Origin of the sequence: Bacillus sp. RC251 (genome assembly GCF_044908765.1) — a bacterium.
Lineage (GTDB): Bacteria > Bacillota > Bacilli > Bacillales > Bacillaceae_G > Bacillus_A > Bacillus_A wiedmannii.
The window spans coordinates 1,102,754-1,122,657 of the sequence record NZ_JBIYDP010000001.1; the positions used below are offsets into that span (position 1 = coordinate 1,102,754).

The window sequence follows — 19,904 nt, forward strand, 5'->3', positions numbered from 1 at the left end:
TACGTTGTATGGCTAAATTACTTTAAAACTAGAGTAAGATACGAAGTCTTTAACTTAATAGACTCGCAGTCGCAGGAGTGATAGGTAGTGAAAAAGTTCAAGTGGAGCATCTTGTTGTTTATTATTTTAGCTCTTGTGTTATCAACAGGGGTCTCCTATTTAGCGTTAAATCAAAATGTTAAGAAAGCAAATGAGAATACTACGAAAAAAATGACAGTTGCATTGGTAAATGAAGATCAAGGTACTGTATTTGAAGGTAATAAAATAGCGTTTGGAGATCAATTTGTTAAAAATGTAAATAAAAATACGAAACAAGAATGGTACGTAGTAAGTCGTGGTGTAGCAGAAAGTGGTTTGAAAAATAATAATTACAATATGATGATTGTAATACCTAACGATTTTTCTAGAAAGGCTGTTGCAATTGATTCAGAACTTCCAGAGAAATTAACTTTAAATTATAAAGTAAATGCAACTGGGAATAAAGATTTGAAAGCTGAGGCAGAAAATACAGCTTCTGCTATTTTAGAAGATTTTAATAAGCAAATTATCGATGTTTATTTTGCAAGTGTTATCGGTAAGTTGCAAGGTGCACAAGATAATATAGGTAAAATAATTGAAAAAGGGACCAATCAAACGACTATGTATAAAAAAGATGTACATAGCCCGTTGGCAAATTACACAAACCAATTTAAAACGGTACAAGATTACACTGGTATTTCTGTTAATAGTTTTAAAGGATTCCAAGATGTTTTAAAAGGGTTTGGACAAGCTTTAGATGAAGGGAATAAATCTAATAATACGTATTTAGAAGGATTTAATAACTTTCAAAAAATACAAACGGATAATAATCTGTTAGCGAATAATTTTACAAATCAATTTAATCAGTATATGAGTGATATGAATTCAGGCGATGTTTTAAAACAGTTAAGTGCATTAGAATCTGCGAATAAAATTATCGCAAATCAGTTTACGCTTTCAGAGAAAGATCCTAATATTTTAGCTGATGCTTCAACAATTCAAAAGTATTTAACAGATGTAAAAAAACAAGTGTCAGAATATGATACAGAACTTGCAGGAAAGTTAGAAAGTGATATTCAAGAGACGGTAATTAAAAAGTTAAAGCAATCTATGTCGAATGATGGAAAGCAAGAAATCTTTATAAATACATTAATGAAGCAACCAGATGTTCGAATAAAGAAACAAATCGAAAATTTAATTGCGAAATTACCGAGTTTAAACATGGAAGAAATCGGTCAAAGTGATTTGCCAGATACAACGAAATTACAACTGCAAAATGTAATTCAATTTACAAAAAAATATAATAAAGAAAATAATTTTTATTATGATCCTGTAAATAAAATATCTTTAGGAAGCGCTATTAAAGAAGTAAAGGATAAACTTTATACAGAGGGAATTACATTTAGTGATACTGCGAAAGTAATTAAAATGGAATCTTCACAAACTTTGAAGATAAATATTCCAGAAGAATTTAAACTAGATGGAAGTACAGAAGCGTTACATATTGATGGTGTGGATCGTACAAGTGACTTTCTTCAAAGCGAAGCAGGAGAAATTACAATAGCTCCTCGTAATGAAGGGGATATAAAGATTAGCTTGCATGTAAAGTTAAAAGATCCAAACATCAATATAGATGTTTTCTCTCCTGTAACGTGGCAGTGGGAATTGAGCGGGACTCATAAAAAAGAAACTAGTTCTGAAAAAGAAGAACCTAATAAAGAGGATAAAGGAACACAAACAGAAAATAGCAAGGTGGAAAATGTGGTTCATAAATCACAGTATGGCATAATGCCGTTAGTACACAGTGCTAAAAACCCTATTATTAAAAAAATGGAAAACACAACAGGGAAAGATAACGGAACCGGAGGAAGCCCAGGAGGCGGAACGGGAACAGACAACGGAACCGGAGGAAACCCAGGAGGCGGAACGGGAACAGATAACGGAACTGGAGGAAACCCAGGAGGCGGAACGGGAACAGATAACGGAACCGGAGGAAACCCAGGAGGCGGAACGGGAACAGACAACGGAACTGGAGGAAACCCAGGAGGCGGAACGGGAACAGACAACGGAACCGGAGGAAACCAAGGAGGCGGAACGGGAACAGATAACGGAACTGGAGGAAACCCAGGAGGCGGAACGGGAACAGACAACGGAACCGGAGGAAACCAAGGAGGCGGAACGGGAACAGATAACGGAACCGGAGGAAATCCAGGAGGCGGAACGGGAACAGACAACGGAACCGGAGGAAACCAAGGAGGCGGAACGGGAACAGATAACGGAACTGGAGGAAACCAAGGAGGCGGAACGGGGACAGATAACGGAACCGGAGGAAATCCAGGAGGCGAAACAGGAACAGATAACGGTAAAGTTATTGAAAGTACAACGAATCAAGTTGTACATCAAAAAACAGAAGTATTAACAAAAAATATATCTAATGTATTAATAAAAGAAGCAGTAGATACAGTTGAAAGTTATCAAGGTTTAATGAGCCTTTACGAAATGTATTATGGGATTGATTTAAGAACGAAAGATGTAGGTCCTAAGCTAGAAGAGGGAAGTTTAGATGCAATTGCAACTGAACAATCTTTGTATTACGTATTAAATAAACAAAGCTTAATTGACTTAATTTCAAATCTTGTTTCAGCTAGTATTACGAGTGAAGTAAAGCAAGATATGACAGGTTTAAAACAAAAAATAGACTCTTACCAACAGCTCATTACTAGTGCAGATCAAAATTCAATGCTACTAGCGGAGAAATTAAATGAAACGATGCAGCAAGCAACTAGTATGAATCAAAATTTAGGAGAGTATGTAAAAGGTTTAGCGAAATGGCGTGAGAGTAGCTTAAAGTTAGCTGAAGAACAACAAGTATTAACGACTAATAATGCAGGTGAGCAAACAGCTGTACTATCGTTAGACTCTGGTATTAAATCTTTAACGATGCAAACTCAGTCATTAGTAGAGAGTTCAAAGCATAGTTTAGCGACATCAGATGATGTGTATAAAACATTTGACCAAATTAATGGACAAGCAAAAGAAATTCAAGACAGCGGAACGACAATTGTTTCGAAAGCAGATTCCTTATTAAATGATTTTACGAAGAAAATGGAAGATGATAAAGCATTCTCGAAAAACTTTACGAAGATTTTGGCGAATAGTCGTATTGGAGACCGTCAAAATGAGATGCTATATGAGTTTTTATCTAGTCCAGTTCAGAAACAAAATGATGGGGTAATTGTAGCTGGTAATGCTTTTACACCATACTTAATCGTATTAACTTGTTTCATTGTTGCGTTATTTACAGCATATGCAATTGCGAATCAAGAAAAGAAACGAACGCAATCAGATCATTTTGAAGAGAGATTCTCTTTAATTGATATGAATGTACCAACTACAGTAGTAGCATTTGGAATATCGATTGTGGAAGGAATCAGTATAGGAGTCATCTCAGGCCGTCTTTTAAAATTCGGTCAGGATCAAAGTTTACTATGGATTGCGTTTATCACAATCATTATGATGGCGTTCGTATTAGTTTCAACATACTTACTACGACAAATAAAAATGGTAGGAATGTTTATCTTATTAGTATTTTTAAGTATGTATCTATTTTTAACTGAAGCAGTTGGAAGTAAAGTAGACCAAATGTCTTCTGTAGGCAAATTGCGTCAATTTTCACCGCTTCAATATATAGAGGGTTTTCTAAATGATTTTATTAGCGGTAAAGATACAGGAAAAGTTATTTTTATCGTATTGTTTGTAATTGCCATTATTGGATTGGTTAGTAATCTATTTGTATGGCATAAGAAATGGGAGGAAAAAGAAGTAAATGATCAAACAATGGAGCATAGTGGCTAAGTTATCATTTCTCTCTATCCTTTTACTGTTTGTCGCGCTACCGATAAGGAGCGCGGCTGACAGTTATCTTGGTGATGATGGGAAGATTAAGTTTAAAGTGGATCGACTTGAAGAAAGCGACCAAGAAAAAAATAAAAAGGAACATAAGGAAACAGAATTAGATAAAGCATCAATTGAGTTATTTAACCAAGATATAGAAGAAGAAATTGAGAAAAAGAAAAAGAAAGAACAAAAAGATATGGAAGCTCTGCGAGATTCTCTTTTTATAAAACAAAAAGAGAATAATAGTGTTAAAGATACGAAAAATAGTTTGTTTAGCAGTGAATACATTGTCAGAAAAAGTGCAGATGAAATAGCGAGTAATGAAACAATGAATGAAGAGCCAATTAGTATAACAATAATATTATTATTTGGCGGCGGCATTCTATTTATTTGCATCGGTATTTATACGGTTCTTCGTAAAAGTTGGAGGTAAAGCGATGGCAATACAAACACATATTAATGTAACAGTAGATTTTAATAAATGGAATGGAAATACATACGATTTGCGTATTCCGAATCATCAATCTATTAAATATTTATTGAAAAACTTATTAGATACGCTAAAGATTGATAATCATGAAGGTTCACATTTTGTAATTAAAGTGAAAAATAAGTCAATTGTTTTAACAGATAATGATCGTTTAATTGATCACCAAATAACAGATGGAGATATTTTGCAAGTTTTATAAAGAATATTTTTTACTTTTAGTTATTTGTAAATAAGTTATTAGGGGTTATAAAGAAAAGGAGAAGAGGATAAACATGACGGAAAAAACAATTCAAATTGATGCAATGAACTATCAATTTCAAATAGAAAAAGAAAATTGGAAATTGGAGATGACCAAATCTCAAACACGTATAAAAGACTTCCGTCAATTCGATATAATTGCGGGCGTATCATCTGAATTTGTACCATTAACGATAGAAGAAACGGATGATATGTTTACGTTTCTATATCAAGTAGATAAAAAATTATATAAGTGGGACGATCTTAGCCGCTTTGGAAGAAATGAGAAATTAAGACTACTTCGGAATGTTGCGCAGTTTCGTAAATATTTAAATAAACGAATCACGTTCTTTTTACATCCAGACAATATAGTTTTTAATGCGAATTTAATACCAAGCATTATACATAGAGGAATTCGAGATATTGTTCCGCCAACCCCATTATTAGAAGAGCAATTTTTAACGCAATATAAGTGTCTAATTATTGCTTTATTCTCCCAAAAACATAACTTTGATGATTTGTATGCTGGGTTACTAAAAGATGCAAAAGAAACAACATTTGAACAGACCGTTGCTCAAATGGAAAGCTTAGATGCATTACTGCAGTTTCTTGATGACAGCTTTGAGAAGGAACAAACAAAAACAGAAAAAAATATGCAGTTAGTACCTAAAAAAAGCTATAAATCGTTTAAATACTTAGCTTTTTCCTTCATAGCGGCGACAGTTATTTTAGCTGCTCCTTTAATATATTTCACTTTTATAAAATTTCCTTATCAAAATAAATTATTAGAAGCAAATGCGAGTTTCATAGCAACTGATTATGACAAAGTCATTACGCAATTGAATGAAGAGGAGTTTGAATCATTACCGATTGCATCTAAATATGAGTTAGCATTTGCATACATTACAGCTGAAAAACTAGGTGAAGCTCAAAAGAAATCGATTATGAAAAACATTAGTTTGAAAAGTGATGAAAAGTATTTGCTGTATTGGATGTATAACGGAAAAGGTAATTTTGATAAATCATTAGATCTAGCTAAGACACTTGATGATCCTCAGCTTATTATGTACGGCCTTGTTAAACAAATTGAATCACTGAAAAATAATCCGGATTTATCAGGAGAAGAACGTGATCAAAAGTTAAAAACATATGAGCAACAATTAGATGAATATAAAAAGAAATATGGCAATTCATCAAGCGATAAAAATTTGTCGGACACAGAGAAAAAAGAGTAAGCACTTGATGAGACAGTTGAAAAGGAGCAGTGAACACGGATGGAGCAACTATTAGTATTGACTTATGGAGACAAAATATATAAGTGCACATTACATCCAAATGAGCAATCAATAGTGTCGATTGGAAAAGAGTGGACAAATGATATTACGAATCCAAGTTTAGAACAAGAAATAGAGTTAAAGTGGAATAATGAAGTAAATGCTTGGATGGTACAAGATCAATTAATAGAATTCAATAAGGAAATTGAGATTGGGAAAACAAGAGATGTGAGCTTGAAAATCTTTATATCTATTGTTGGCACAACTAAAGTGTTTGATATCGGAACGAAACATTCTCTTACAGTGAGTCAAAACGATTACGATGATATTTCTATTACTGGGACTAGTGTAGATTTAATGCTATCTCGCGAAACGTTGTACGATTCTTTTAAAGTGAACGTGTATGGCGGGGATGTATTTCATAATTATACGAAGTTAAAAGATAGCGTTATGTTGGAATCAGGAGACGTATTATATTTTGATGGTATTTTATTGGAGATTGGTAGTGAAGACATTCAAGTACTTTCTTCAGAAGATAAAGTGAAATCTGCGTTACCTATTTTAGTAGAATCAGAAACGAATTATCAAAGTGGTTATCCAGACTATCATCGTTCACCACGTATTATTTACCGTGAACCAGAAGAGAAAATGATAATTGCAAAGCCTTCAAGTATGCCATCAAAACCAACGGAGCATTTAGCAAGAATCATTGCACCTTCACTTGTCATGATTGTCGTAACTGTATTACTTGCTATTTTCATGAAATATGGAATGTTTATTATCGCATCGATTGCGATGACATTAGTAACGATTATTGTTTCTGTCACATCTTATATAAAAAATTTAAAGCAATATAAAATTGACATTGTGGAACGTGATAAAAGTTATAGAGAGTATATAAAACAAAAAACGAAAGATTTACATGCAGAAAGTGAAAAGCAACGTCATGCATTACAATATCATAATCCAAATGTTGAAGTGATACGTAATATGGCTGTGCAAGTAAATCCACGTATATATGAAAAAACAATGCTACATCATGATTTCTTAACATTTAGCGTTGGAACAGGACAAGCTAATACAAGTTTTGAAATCCAATTTAATGAAGAAGAATTTAGTCAAACGAAAGATGAATTAATTGATATAGCACGTGAACTAAGACAGCGTTATCTATCATTGGAAGATGTACCAGTTGTAACAGATTTAATGAATGGACCAGTCGGTTATATTGGACAACGCTCTTTAGTGTTAGAGCAATTACAATTATTAGTTGTACAAACCGCATTATTCCATAGTTATTATGACTTGCAGTTTATTACTATTTTTCCTGAAGAAGAAAAAGAAAAATGGGATTGGATGCGTTGGTTGCCTCATGGAAGTGTTCGCGATATAAATGTACGTGGATTTGTATACCATGATCGTAGCCGTGATCAAGTGTTAAATAGTTTGTATCAAATATTGAAAGAACGAAAATTAAAACTAGATGAAAAAAGTTCAACTAATGAAAAAATGTACTTTGCACCGCACTATGTCGTTCTCATTACAGATGAAAAACTAATACTAGACCATGTTGTTATGGAATTCTTTAATGATGATCCGAGTCAATTAGGTGTATCGCTTGTATTTGTACAAGATGTTATGCAAAGTTTACCGGAGCACGTGAAAACGGTAATTGATATAAGAGATGCAAAACAAGGGAACATCATCTTAGAGCAAGGAGAACTTGTTAACCGTCAATTTAAACTCAATCACGTACCGAAAGGGTTCAATTTAGAAGACATTTCACGAGCATTAGCACCGTTAAATCATTTACAAAACTTAAAAAATAGTATCCCAGAAAGTGTAACATTTTTAGAAATGTACGGTGTTGAGAAAGTAAAAGAACTGAATATCACAAGTCGCTGGGAGAAAAATGCAGCGCATAAATCTTTAGCTGTACCACTTGGATTACGTGGTAAAGAAGATATCGTAAACTTAAACTTACACGAAAAAGCACACGGACCACACGGGTTAATAGCAGGTACAACAGGTTCAGGTAAGTCGGAAATTATACAATCGTATATTTTATCTCTAGCAGTCAATTTCCATCCGTACGAAGTAGCCTTTCTACTAATTGACTATAAAGGCGGCGGTATGGCGAATTTATTCAAAAACTTACCGCATTTATTAGGAACAATTACGAACTTAGATGGAGCGCAAAGTATGAGAGCGCTCGCATCAATTAAAGCTGAATTACAAAAAAGACAACGATTATTTGGGGAAAATGATGTAAACCATATTAATCAGTATCAAAAACTGTATAAAGAAGGCTTAGTAAGTGAACCGATGCCACATCTATTTTTAATTAGTGATGAATTCGCGGAATTGAAGTCAGAACAACCAGAATTTATGAAAGAGTTAGTTTCAACAGCGCGTATCGGTCGTTCACTCGGAATCCATTTAATATTAGCTACGCAAAAACCGAGTGGTGTTGTAGATGATCAAATTTGGAGTAACTCGAAATTCAAACTAGCACTAAAAGTTCAAAATACGTCAGATAGTAATGAAATTTTAAAAACACCAGATGCTGCTGAAATTACATTACCAGGACGTGCTTACTTACAAGTTGGGAATAATGAAATTTATGAACTATTCCAATCAGCTTGGAGCGGAGCAGACTATGTAGAAAACAAAGAGGATAAAGAACATTTAGACGCAACAATCTATGCAATAAATGATCTAGGACAATATGAAATATTAAGTGAAGACTTAAGTGGACTTGGTAGCAGTAAAGAAGTAATAAGCGTACCATCTGAACTGGATGCTGTTATTGACTACATTCACGATTACGCAGAAATAAATGAAATTGAAGCGTTAGCTAGACCGTGGTTACCGCCACTTCCAGAAAGCGTATATTTACAAGACTTACACGCTATTCAGTTCAAAGAAGCATGGACGAAAGAAAAGAAACCATTAAAAGCAACAGTTGGTCTACTAGATCAGCCTGAATTACAATCACAAACACCATTAACACTAGATATTAGTAAAGACGGACACGTAGCGGTCTTCTCAAGCCCAGGCTACGGAAAATCAACATTCTTACAATCAGTCATTATGGATGTAGCTCGTCAGCATAGTCCGGAGCATTTGCATGTGTATTTAGTGGACCTTGGAACAAATGGTCTTCTACCTTTAAAAGGATTACCTCATGTAGCGGATACGATTACAATTGACGAATCAGAAAAATGTTTAAAGTTTGTTGAAAGATTAACTCAAGAAATGAAAAATCGTAAACGATTATTAAGTGAATATGACGTTGCAAATATTGAAATGTATGAAAAGGCAAGCGGGAAAGAAATACCACATATTATTATTGCAATTGATAATTATGATGCAGTAAAAGAAGCGAAGTTCTATGAAAGCTTTGAAATGCTAATTATGCAAATTGTCCGAGATGGTGCAAGTTTAGGAATTCATACTTTAATTAGTGCAGGGCGACAAAATGCACTTAGAATTCAATTGTACAATAATATTAAAATCCAAACTTGCCTATATATGATTGATCAAAGTGAAGTAGCTAGTATTGTAGGGAGATCTGATATAAAAGTGGAAGAAACAGCAGGAAGAGCGTTAATAAAACTAGAATCTCCTACATTATTCCAGGCTGCATTGCCTACGAAAGCAGAAGATGAACTACAACAAATTCAATTATTACAACAAGAAGCAAATGATATGGACCGAGAATGGGATGGAGAACGTCCGAAGGCAATTCCAATGATGCCAGAAATTATTGATATTGCTACTTATCGTAAAAATAAAGACGTTACAAAAGCTCTACAAGCAGCAAGAATTCCAATGGGACTTGATTTTGCAAACGTAGAAGTTGTAGCTCATGATATTGCAGTGAATGATCATTTAATGATTTATAGTGTAGATGATAGTATGAGAAAACAAATTGTATCTAGCATCCTATCTCAATTGAATAAAGATTATTTTGAAAGTGTGACGTTAGTGGATACAGCAGAGTATAGTTTCGTTCAATATAAAGATAATGTGACGCATTATATTGTAGACGAAAATGAAATAAATATGCATGCGAAGTATTGGATGGAAGTAATTCGCGAACGAGCTTTTGAATTAGCACAAGCAAGACAAGAAGGTAGAGAAATTCCTACATTCACAAAACAACTCATTATCATGACAAATGTTGAAGAATTTAGTAAATTTGTTTATTTAGAAATGGAGGATGCAGCAACTTTAATTGATCTATCTCGTACAGTAGGCATTTACTTTGTATTAGCAGGTCACCACGATTACATGGACCGAAATCGTGAAGCTCTACCTATGAAAATGAGAAGTAAACTAACAGCAGCAATTATCGCAATGCCATTAAATGATCAAAGTATCTTCAACATAAAATATATAAGCAACGAAGCGCCATTAGGTAAAGATGAAGTGTATTACTATCAAAAAGGGAACATAATGAAACTAAAAATGCCTAGAGTAACTAACGAGGTGACAGTATGAAATTAAAGAAGAAAGCTAAGGTGATGATAGTCGTGTCAATAGTGGCAAGTTTATTAAGTGGATGTGGTTTTGGAGAGACAAAGATAGAGTATGAGAGATTAGTAAAGGCGTTGGATGAAGGGGACATGAAGACTGTTATGTCTGCGAGTGATGATGGGTATGCGTATGTAACCCAAAGAGGTATATATAGTACATTTGAACAAAAGGAAGATGGAGAGCATAGTAAAACAATCTACCAAACTTCGACAGGCGTATATAATATAAAAGATAAAAGTTTATATGGGAATACAACACAAGAAATTACCTCGGAAGTAGATGATAAAAATTATAAAGAAGAAGTTAATTATAGTACAAATATTATGTATAAAAATGAAAAGGTGCAAAGTCCGGATTCAAATCTAGATGTTTCATACGTGAACTTAATTGTAGATCGTTTAAAAGGAATAGGGAAACTAAAGATAAAACCTGGAGATGATATAAAAAAGTTTGATCAACCTAATTCAGTGGGATATCGACTAACTGAATCCGAATTCCAGAGTATTATTAATGGTAAGTTAAAAATAAATTATGATGAATATGATGGATCAACAATTTCACTAAGTTTTGACTCTGCAAAAAATCCCAAACAGATATTACAATTAAGTATTGATATAGATTATAAAACAAAAAATGAAGATGGAAAAATAGTGAAAAATATGGTCCAAATAATAACATATTTTGATAAGAAACAAAATAATATTCATGATGGGAAAAAAGAATATTTAAATTATAAGGAAGATTACACAAAATAATAAATGCTTAGGAGAGAGGGAGAAAATGGGTAAGGAAGTGAAACTAGGTAATAAGTTAAAAATAAGTTCTGATTGGGGGAAATTAGAGCTAGCAGGTGAGGATATCTATAAATTTAAAGCTGGTAAGCCTCCATATGATAAATCAAAAATAGATAATATAACGAGATTAGAAAAAAGATTTAATGCAACAATTGTAGATCGACAAGTTGATGAGAATACAGGATTTGCTGCATACGCTTTTAAAGATAACTCTACAGGAGAAATTGTTATAACATACGTAGGAACGGAAGATGCAACGGATGCAATAACAGATGGTGAAATTGGAGGACATAATATAACTGGTGCAAATAAAATAGTGTTAGGTAATTGGGAACACGATTTTACAGTCAAACAGTATGATCAAGGAGAAGAATTTTATTTGAAGGTTAAACATGATAACCCTGCTGTCAAAATTAGTGTAACAGGGCATTCATTAGGTGGTGGTTTAGCTAATACGGTATCGTTAAGGCACCAAGAAGATAATATTGAATCATTAACATTAAATCCAGCACCTATATTAAATCGAGATGTTGATAAATTTGGTAATGGATTTGATATGAATAATATTAGGAATGTTATTAATGAAAAGGATCCATTACATCTCGGAATAAAAATGGCGGATTTTACAATACCTGGGAGAATGTATATAATTCCAAACCAAGCATGGCATTCTTACGTTTTCTCTATGAAAGATTATGATAATAATGGCAAGTTAATATGGTTTGATAAATTACCCAGTACTAATGATACTGGAGGGGATATAATTCCAGGTTTTGTAGAGTTTACCCAATCGGCAGGTGGTTTTTATACAGGTCTTATAAATAAAAAATTTGATAGAAAAGTTTCTTTAGCGGAAGAACAAGTCGCAGGTATAGGAATAAACTTTATCATACAAGGAACACCGATTTCATCGATTTTATGGGTGGCACTTACCTATTCAGATGCTGTACAAGCTGGGAGAGAGTATAGAAAAATAAAGGGTCAAGTGAAAGAAAGTATTTATAACCTCAATAAAAAGTATGAAGGACTAAAATCTCAAATTACAGCAGAAGCAATCCAATTTAGTATAATGGCTACAAGTGAAATTAAAGGAGCGGTAGATATCGCTGTAGAATGGATTGAAACAACTTTAGCGAAATGTAAGGAAAAAGTTTTAGAAGTATTAGAGTCTGTATTTAATACTGCTATAAATTTTTTAGCTGGAAGTGTTGTAGTATATTTAGCTACAAGTGAAATTTTAGAAATTGCAAAAGAAGTTGCAGCTTCTTACGTGCAAGATTTACTAGATTTGTTTAAAGGAGATTTTGTAGTTGATACAAATGTAGCTGCAATTGTATCTGAACATATATTAAGTCATCGTCACTCATTGTTAAATCTCTTTATGAATGATAACAGCAGGGGGATAAACCGTTCTTTATTAGGTGAAATTGCTAAAGATGTGAAGGAGTTATCAAAAGATTTAAAGCAATTAAACGACGATGTTTCAGAAGCGGTATTTTCTATGTTTGCAAAAGACGAAGAATTAGGAGCAGTTTCATATTATTAAAGCTCCAAGTTTATAAATTTAAAAGAGAGGGGTATGAAGGTGGATTTACATACGATAATGTCAAGGGTTCATAGTACATTTCCAGCTAGTGGTGGACGAGAACAAATTATAAACGTTGTAGTGCAATTAGAAAAAGCAGCTGCATCTTTAACAGGGGAAATTAGAAGGTTAGAGAGTAGTATTGATAGTACATTACAAGGAAAAACACGTGAGGCATTTATTGATCGGATCCGTCAATTAGAGAAAAAAAGACAAAAAATAGAAGAGAAAATTAGCGTACTAAAAGGGACAGTGAATTAATATGAAAGACTATATGGATAAAGTATTACCTTTAGGCAGTGTTGTAAGATTGGGTCTTAAAGAAGAGGAAGATGCGGAGTATGTAATTACTACGAGAGGTTTATTACTTGATGAAAACACATTCTATGATTATGGCGGAGTGTTGCATCCAGTGGGTTTAACCGAAGAGACGTATAAATTATTTAACCACGCGGATATTGCAGAGGTTAAATTTGAAGGGTATCGAAATAAAATTGAAGGTCAATTCGCAGCTAAGTTTAAAATGTGGCGGAATGAGTTTGTTGAAAAAGTAATTGAAAAAAATAAAAAGCAACAACAAGCACAAGAGTTAGAAATAAAGAGAAAAAAATAAATTTAAAAGGAAATAAGCTTTCCTCTTCCAAAATGGAAAGAGGAAAGCTTATTTTGATTGAATAAGGGTGACAGTATGAAGTTAAAGAAGAAAGCTAAGATGATGATAGTTCTGTCAATAGTAGCTAGTTTATTAAGTGGATGTGGTTTTTGGGAGACAAAGATAGAGTATGAGAGATTTGTTAAGGCGTTGGATGAAGAGGACATGAGTACGGTAATGTCTGCGAGTGATGATGGATATGCTTATGTGACTCAAAGAGGTATTTATAGTACGTTTGAGCAAAAAGAAGATGGAGAGCACAGTAAGACAATTCGTCAAACTACGGAAGGTGTATATAATACAAAAGATAAAAGTTTATATGGAGAGGCGATACAAACAGTTGCGACTGATATAGAAAAAGACAAGGGAAAAAGGACAAATGAAAATTATAAAAAAGAAACTATTTATAGTACTCATGTTAAGTATGAAAATGGACAGGTGAAAAGTTCGGATTCAAATCTAGATGTTTCATACGTAAACTTAATTGCAGATCGTTTAAATGGGATAGGGAAACTAAAGATGAAGCCCGAGGATGATATAAAAAAGTTTGATCAGCCTAATTCAGTGGGATATCGACTAACTGAATCTGAATTTAAAGATATTATTAATAATAAATTAAAGATACAATACGATGAATTTGATGGAGCAACAATCGTATTGCACCTGGATGCTCCAAAAAATCCAAAACAAATTTTGCAAATGAGGATAGATATAGATTTTAAAGAAAAGAATGAGGATGGAAAATTAGTAGAAAATATGTTCCAAATAATAACGTATTTTAATAGAAAACAGGATAATAACCAAGATGCGAGACAGGAATATTTAAAATACAAGGCGCAGTACAACAAAAGAGATTGTTAAGAGTGGCGATGAAAATAAAAAGGTATAAAATCAGTGAATAAGAAAATTGCATCTTTATTTTGGTAATATACTATAGTTCGGGGAAAGGTGGAGTTAACAAATGTGGAACATAAAAGAAGAAGATTTAGATGAATTTAGAATTACATGTAGAAATCGTTTAAGTCCTGAGGCTGCTGTAGGTTTTATGTTAGGTTCAATCATATACACCTCATTAATAATGTTAGGTGTAATTTATGGTTTGGTGAAATTTGGTTGGTCCGTATATCCTAGTTTACTAGATGAAACAATTATTAAAATAGAGTTATGTTTGTATAGCATACAAATCATTTTTCTTATTGTATATTTATTTCCAAAAGCTCGTTTTAAATTACAAAAGTTACAAGCTATGGTTATATTGTTATATACACTTCAACTTGCGACTATAGGATTTGTAACAGTAGGTGTTTCGAGTATTTTCGGTTATTCAAATGATCGTGTTACATTGACTTATGTAGCCTTATTATTGTTAGGAGCTTTTATTATTCATATTTTTACAACAATTAATACCTTTAAGCAAGCTAGCGAAGGCGCATTTAGTAATTGGGAAAATTCAGTTTCATTTTTTAGTAAGACAAAAGATTTTTTAATGATTGCCTCTATATTATATGTATTAACTCTCCTAATCTTAATTTATATTAATAATGATTATACGATGGAGCAAATAGGTTGGTATTCTGTATTGACCCTTATACTGTACGCGGTGGCCATAGGCGCAGCTGAGTTCCAACTATTAGTCTATTGTAGATTTAAGTTTCCGTCATTTTATATTTCGTGGGAGGAACATGAAAGAGAACGTCAGAAAAGACTAAAGCTTTATGAAGAGAAGGGAAAAAAGAAAACTAAAGAAATAAAATAAGTTTTGCGTCGAAATGGGGAAAGATGAATGCTTAAAATAAAAGAAGAAGATTTAGGTTTTTTCGAAATTACAAATAAAAACCGATTAAGTCCTGATGGTGTAATGGCCTTTTTAGTTGGAGTTTTTGTATACGCTTCATTACCGATGTTTTTTATTGTTTTGGGTTTTTTACAACTTGGTTGGGAGGCTTATCCAAAATCTTTTGAACGAATAATTGTTTCTGTAGAGTTAGCATTATATATTCTGCAAATCCTTTTTTTGATTATCTATTCATTTCCGAAATTAAGATTTAAATTACAAAAGTTACAAGCCGTTTTAATTGTTTTTAACTCGTTTCAGGTTGCAACGGTAGGTTATGCGTATGTATTAATTGAAGCAATATTTGGATATTCTTGTGAAAATCTAACGGTATTTTATGTAGGTCTATTATTATTAGGAGCGATAATTACTCATATTGTAATAACAATCCATACTTTTAAAAAAGCAAAATATGGAGGCTATAAGTTAGAAGGGGAATCAGTCTCATTTTTTACTAATACAAAACTCTGGATGTTAATTGGAATGGTAATTTATATAGTTGTCCTATTGATATTAATCTTTGCAAGTATTCGTTTTGCGCTAAAGCCGATGGTGTTTTATTTTTTACAAACAATTATATTATATGTATTTGCCGTTGCATCAGCAGAATTCGTCCTATTGGTGTATTGTCGCTTTAAATTTCCATCATTTAATATTACGTGGGAACAACATGAAAAGGAACGCCAAGAATTTATAGCAAATAGAAAAAGAATAAGAGAGAAAGAACAAAAGCGAAACAAAAACTGAAATGAAAGTTGTAAATGATACTTGTAAACTTATATTGAAGATAGAATGAATACATTATTCATAAATTAACTAGTAAAGAGAGGGATGTAATGTCTTGAATAAAGATTCAAAAACTGTAAAAAAAGAAAAAGGTTTTTTTGAAGGTGTAATAGCACCTATTATTGTTGGGAGTATGTTTATCTTTTTACTTCTATATAAAGTAGCAGAGTTTCTGGGGAAGTGGCTCATTATTTTGTCAATACCGAGCTATATTGTTACTATGTTTATTTTTTTATACCAGAAAGAATATGGAGGTGTATTGGTTTGTGGAATAGGCTTAATACTAATGCTATCGCTGTATTTTTTGTTTGTTAAAAAAAGTAAAAAAGGCTAGTTTAATATGAAATACTAAAAATATTTATTTACTCTCAGTTTGTCTACAAAAATAGAGTTATTACATGATTTTAGAAAAGATGGTGTAATTATATGTGGAATATAAAAGAAGAAGATTTAAATGAATTTAAAAGTACTTGTAAGAACCGCTTAAGTCCCGACTGGGCTACAGGGTTTATGTTTGGAACGATGTTTTTTATTTCATTAATAATGTTTTTTCTTATTGTAGGGTTAATAAGGTTTGGTTGGAGTTATTACCCGACTCTCTTTGATAAAATAATTGTTAGCCTTGAGTTAGTACTTTATAGTCTTCAAGTAATTTTTTTAATTATTTATCTGTTTCCTAAGATGCCATTTAAATTACAGAAACTACAAACACTTGTGGTACTATTATATGCATTTCAGCTAGGCACTATAACATTTACAATGTTGATAATTCCAGGAATGTAAAATTATTCAATTGATCAAAGTACATTAATGTATGTTGGGTTATTATTTTTAGGTGCAGTCATTTTACATATTTTAGCGACTATTGATACTTTTAGACAGGCAAGTAAAGGGGCATTTAATAAGGGAGAAGAATCCTCTTCATTTTTTAGTAAAACAAAGAGGATTACAATAAAGTGTGCTGTAATTTATGTGCTAATTCTTCTCATTTCAATTTATGTGCATAATGATTATACACTGAAGATTTTAGGATTGTATGCGGGAGGAACTCTAATCATGTACGCGGTAGCCATAGGTGCAGCAGAGTTCCAATTATTAGCCTATTGCAGATTTAAATTTCCGTCATTTTATATTTCGTGGGAGGAACATGATAGGGAACGGCAGGAATTCTTAAAGCGTTATAAAGAGAGAGAGGAAAAGAAAGCGAAAGAAATAAAATAAGTTTCGGATTCTGAAAATTCGAACAGAACATATAAGCAATTAAGGATTGTATATAAATCAATGCTATTAAAAATTAAAGCATCTTCAATATAATCTGTATGAGTAAATAAATAGCAGTAAGTAAAGGTGAAATGTATTACTTTCCAAAAAGGAACATAATGAACTTAAAAATGCCTAGAGAAATCAACGGGGTGTCAGTATGAAGTTAAAGAAAAAATCTAAGATGATGATAGTTCTGTCAATAGTAGCAAGTTTATTAAGTGGATGTGGTTTAGGGGAGACGAAGATAGAGTATGAGAGATTAGTAAAGGCATTGGATGAAGGTGATATGAAGACGGTTATGTCTGCGGGTGATGAAGGGTATGCGTATGGGAAAGAAGAGGTGAGGGATAGTACTTTTATTGAGGATAATAATAAGCAAATAGGAGTAGTTTATCAAACAACGCAAGGTATTTATAGTATTAAAGATAAGATTCTTTTTGGTGAGACACAAAAGAAAGTCAATACTCCAGTTGAGGATGAAAAACATATTGACAACCCACAATATAAAGAAGAATTTGTATTCAAGTCAGATATAAGATACGAAAATGGACAGCTAGAAGCTTCAAATCGAGGGAAAGATATGTCTAATATAAAATTAATGCTCAATAGAGTGCAAGGAATAAAAGAATTGAAACCAAATGTGAATAAAAAAAGCTTCAGCCAACCAGCTACGATAAGCTATAATTTATCAGAAACTCAATTTAAAGAGATATTTAATGGGAATTTAGGATTAGAGTATGAGAAGTTTAGTTATGCAACACTACTAATTGAATTTAATTCTGCTAAGGATACAAAGAAAAATCCGATGGAAATAACAGAGATAACAATTTCGATAGGCTATAAACAAAGAAATGAAGAAAATAATATGATTAGGCATGATCAAGAAATAACAACATATTTACATAATAAAGAAGAAAATAATCAGAAATCAAAAAAAGATTACTTACAATATGAAAAGAAATTTAAAGAAAGCCATTAATATATATAAGGGGGAGAATATGGTGAACGAGGAAGATTATAAATTAAGTAGTGATGTAGGAAAATTAAGATTATCAGCAAGAGATATTTATGATTATAATGCACAAGAAAAAAATATAATAACTCTGATCCAATAATAAATAAACAGAAGTTACAAGACAACTTTAATGCTAATCTTATAGCTTCTGATGATATTCATTCAGTAACTGGATTTGGGGCATATGCTTTAGAGAATAGAAACACGCATGGAATTTTCATTGTATACGTTGGAACCCAACCGAGCCAAATAGGCGATTTAGCAACCGATGGAGCAATTTGGCTGCATAATTTAACTAATTCACCTATATTGGGGTCATTAGCGGAATTTCAGTATAGTCAAGCAGAAAAAATTTATGAAAAAGTCAAGGCGGGTAATAAAGGAAAGAAGATAACTTTATTAGGGCACTTTGAATCTGAATTTAAAAATATTATTAATAATAAATTAAAGATACAATGCGATGAATTTGATGGAGCAACAATCGTATTGCACCTGGGTGTCCAAAAAATCCAAAACAAATTTTGCAAATGAGGATAGATATAGACTTTAAAGAAAAGTTAGTTTAATAATAAATATCAAAAATATTTATTTACTCTCAGTTTATCTACAAAAATAGAGTTATTATATGATTTTAGAAAAGATGGTGTAATTATATGTGGAATATAAAAGAAAAAGATTTAGATGAATTTAAAATAACATGTAGAAATCGCTTAAGCCCAGAATATTCTATGGGGTTTATGTTTGGAGGAATAGTTTATAGTTCATTATTCATGCTTTTTATTTTGGGAGCATTATTTAAATTTGGCTGGGGTTATTATCCAAATCTCTTTGACAAAATAATTGTGAGTATTGAATTAGTGTTATATGGTTTGCAAGTAATCTTTTTCATTCTATATCTAATTCCAAAAGCTCGTTTCAAATATCAAAAGTTGCAAGCATTTGTGATATTATTATTTGCATTTCAGCTAGGAACTATAGGATTCACATTATTTATACTTCCAGCAATTTCGAATTATTCAATTGATCAAATTACATTATTGTATGTGGGTTTATTGTTTCTAGGAGCAGTTTTTGTTCATCTGGTGACAACGATTGATACCTTTAAACAAGCAGAGAGTGGAGCATTTAGTATGGATGAAAGAGCAACTTCATTTTTTAGTAAAACAAAAGGCAATGCAATGATTGGTGTTACGATATATGTACTAACCCTTCTTATTTTAATTTATTTTCATAATAATTATGAAACAGGGGTTTTAGTGGGGTATATGGCAGGAACCCTTGTAATGTACGCGGTAGCCATAGGTGCAGCAGAGTTCCAATTATTAGCCTATTGCAGATTTAAATTTCCATCATTTTATATTTCGTGGGAGGAACACGAAATGGAACGTCAGAAAAGACTAAAGCTTTATGAAGAGAAGGAAAAAAAGAAAACTAAAGAAATAAAATAAGTTTTGGTTTCTGAAAATTCGAATAGAATATATGAGCAATTAAGGATTGTATATAAATCGATGCTATTG

14 protein-coding genes and 5 pseudogenes are annotated in these 19,904 nt (G+C 32.4%); all 19 read left to right on the forward strand.

Translation table 11 applies throughout. The features are described 5' to 3' along the window. Positions 1-87: 87 nt before the first annotated feature. The 19 genes and pseudogenes from esaA (at position 88) to ABH961_RS05705 (ending at position 19,835) form a co-directional block, all read left to right on the forward strand. Positions 88-3,873 carry a type VII secretion protein EsaA gene (gene esaA / locus ABH961_RS05625; RefSeq protein ID WP_404519021.1) on the forward strand — a complete coding sequence of 1,262 codons (3,786 nt, stop codon included), beginning with the start codon at positions 88-90 and terminating at the stop codon, positions 3,871-3,873. Next, entirely contained in the window at positions 3,845-4,348 is a 504-nt protein-coding gene (essA, locus tag ABH961_RS05630) for a type VII secretion protein EssA (RefSeq protein WP_048541007.1), read from the forward strand. Before esaA ends, essA begins: the two co-directional genes overlap by 29 nt. A gap of 4 nt (positions 4,349-4,352) precedes the next feature. Continuing rightward, complete coding sequence (locus ABH961_RS05635; RefSeq protein WP_001007566.1) at positions 4,353-4,604, forward strand: EsaB/YukD family protein; 252 nt, start codon at positions 4,353-4,355, stop codon at positions 4,602-4,604. Positions 4,605-4,677: 73 nt separating this feature from the next. Continuing rightward, positions 4,678-5,877, forward strand: a complete 1,200-nt coding sequence (gene essB / locus ABH961_RS05640) for a type VII secretion protein EssB (RefSeq protein ID WP_098076477.1) — start codon at positions 4,678-4,680, stop codon at positions 5,875-5,877. A 39-nt stretch (positions 5,878-5,916) separates the two neighbouring features. After that, positions 5,917-6,198, forward strand: a pseudogene (locus ABH961_RS30050) (FtsK/SpoIIIE N-terminal domain-containing protein); the annotation flags it as partial. Then, a pseudogene (gene essC, locus ABH961_RS05645) lies at positions 6,193-10,422 on the forward strand (type VII secretion protein EssC); the annotation flags it as partial. The pseudogenes ABH961_RS30050 and essC, both read left to right, overlap by 6 nt. Beyond that, entirely contained in the window at positions 10,419-11,213 is a 795-nt protein-coding gene (locus ABH961_RS05650; protein WP_098069216.1) for a DUF3952 domain-containing protein, read from the forward strand. The pseudogene essC and the gene ABH961_RS05650, both read left to right, overlap by 4 nt. 25 nt (positions 11,214-11,238) lie before the next feature. Beyond that, positions 11,239-12,798: a lipase family protein gene (locus tag ABH961_RS05655; RefSeq protein WP_098076468.1), complete on the forward strand. Its 1,560-nt coding sequence runs from the start codon at positions 11,239-11,241 to the stop codon at positions 12,796-12,798. Positions 12,799-12,837: 39 nt separating this feature from the next. Further along, entirely contained in the window at positions 12,838-13,098 is a 261-nt protein-coding gene (locus ABH961_RS05660; RefSeq protein WP_016077813.1) for a hypothetical protein, read from the forward strand. A 1-nt stretch (position 13,099) separates the two neighbouring features. Continuing rightward, complete coding sequence (locus ABH961_RS05665) at positions 13,100-13,450, forward strand: DUF4176 domain-containing protein (protein WP_098076465.1); 351 nt, start codon at positions 13,100-13,102, stop codon at positions 13,448-13,450. 75 nt (positions 13,451-13,525) lie between these two features. Further along, positions 13,526-14,350: a DUF3952 domain-containing protein gene (locus tag ABH961_RS05670; RefSeq protein ID WP_176519554.1), complete on the forward strand. Its 825-nt coding sequence runs from the start codon at positions 13,526-13,528 to the stop codon at positions 14,348-14,350. Between the two features lie 100 nt (positions 14,351-14,450). Further along, positions 14,451-15,245 (forward strand): hypothetical protein, encoded by a 795-nt coding sequence (locus tag ABH961_RS05675; protein ID WP_098076462.1) that lies wholly within the window; start codon positions 14,451-14,453, stop codon positions 15,243-15,245. Between the two features lie 27 nt (positions 15,246-15,272). Then, positions 15,273-16,070 (forward strand): hypothetical protein, encoded by a 798-nt coding sequence (locus tag ABH961_RS05680; protein WP_098076459.1) that lies wholly within the window; start codon positions 15,273-15,275, stop codon positions 16,068-16,070. Between the two features lie 94 nt (positions 16,071-16,164). Next, complete coding sequence (locus ABH961_RS05685; protein WP_098076456.1) at positions 16,165-16,443, forward strand: hypothetical protein; 279 nt, start codon at positions 16,165-16,167, stop codon at positions 16,441-16,443. 92 nt (positions 16,444-16,535) lie between these two features. Beyond that, positions 16,536-17,330, forward strand: a pseudogene (locus ABH961_RS05690) (hypothetical protein). Between the two features lie 199 nt (positions 17,331-17,529). After that, a complete protein-coding gene (locus ABH961_RS05695; protein WP_098076453.1) occupies positions 17,530-18,351 on the forward strand; it encodes a DUF3952 domain-containing protein in 822 nt (273 codons plus the stop codon). 19 nt (positions 18,352-18,370) lie between these two features. Then, a pseudogene (locus ABH961_RS05700) lies at positions 18,371-18,795 on the forward strand (lipase); the annotation flags it as partial. 3 nt (positions 18,796-18,798) lie between these two features. Continuing rightward, positions 18,799-18,944 (forward strand): annotated as a pseudogene (locus tag ABH961_RS30055) (DUF3952 domain-containing protein); the annotation flags it as partial. 96 nt (positions 18,945-19,040) lie between these two features. Beyond that, entirely contained in the window at positions 19,041-19,835 is a 795-nt protein-coding gene (locus ABH961_RS05705) for a hypothetical protein (RefSeq protein ID WP_098076450.1), read from the forward strand. Positions 19,836-19,904: the final 69 nt, after the last annotated feature.

Excerpts from the sequence above, each read along its gene's own strand:
- essA (WP_048541007.1), top strand. The coding sequence starts at position 3,845 with ATGATCAAACAATGGAGCATAGTGGCTAAGTTATCATTTCTCTCTATC.
- ABH961_RS05635 (WP_001007566.1), top strand. The coding sequence starts at position 4,353 with ATGGCAATACAAACACATATTAATGTAACAGTAGATTTTAATAAATGG.
- essB (WP_098076477.1), top strand. The coding sequence starts at position 4,678 with ATGACGGAAAAAACAATTCAAATTGATGCAATGAACTATCAATTTCAA.
- ABH961_RS05650 (WP_098069216.1), top strand. The coding sequence starts at position 10,419 with ATGAAATTAAAGAAGAAAGCTAAGGTGATGATAGTCGTGTCAATAGTG.
- ABH961_RS05655 (WP_098076468.1), top strand. The coding sequence starts at position 11,239 with ATGGGTAAGGAAGTGAAACTAGGTAATAAGTTAAAAATAAGTTCTGAT.
- ABH961_RS05665 (WP_098076465.1), top strand. The coding sequence starts at position 13,100 with ATGAAAGACTATATGGATAAAGTATTACCTTTAGGCAGTGTTGTAAGA.
- ABH961_RS05670 (WP_176519554.1), top strand. The coding sequence starts at position 13,526 with ATGAAGTTAAAGAAGAAAGCTAAGATGATGATAGTTCTGTCAATAGTA.
- ABH961_RS05675 (WP_098076462.1), top strand. The coding sequence starts at position 14,451 with ATGTGGAACATAAAAGAAGAAGATTTAGATGAATTTAGAATTACATGT.
- ABH961_RS05680 (WP_098076459.1), top strand. The coding sequence starts at position 15,273 with ATGCTTAAAATAAAAGAAGAAGATTTAGGTTTTTTCGAAATTACAAAT.
- ABH961_RS05695 (WP_098076453.1), top strand. The coding sequence starts at position 17,530 with ATGAAGTTAAAGAAAAAATCTAAGATGATGATAGTTCTGTCAATAGTA.
- ABH961_RS05705 (WP_098076450.1), top strand. The coding sequence starts at position 19,041 with ATGTGGAATATAAAAGAAAAAGATTTAGATGAATTTAAAATAACATGT.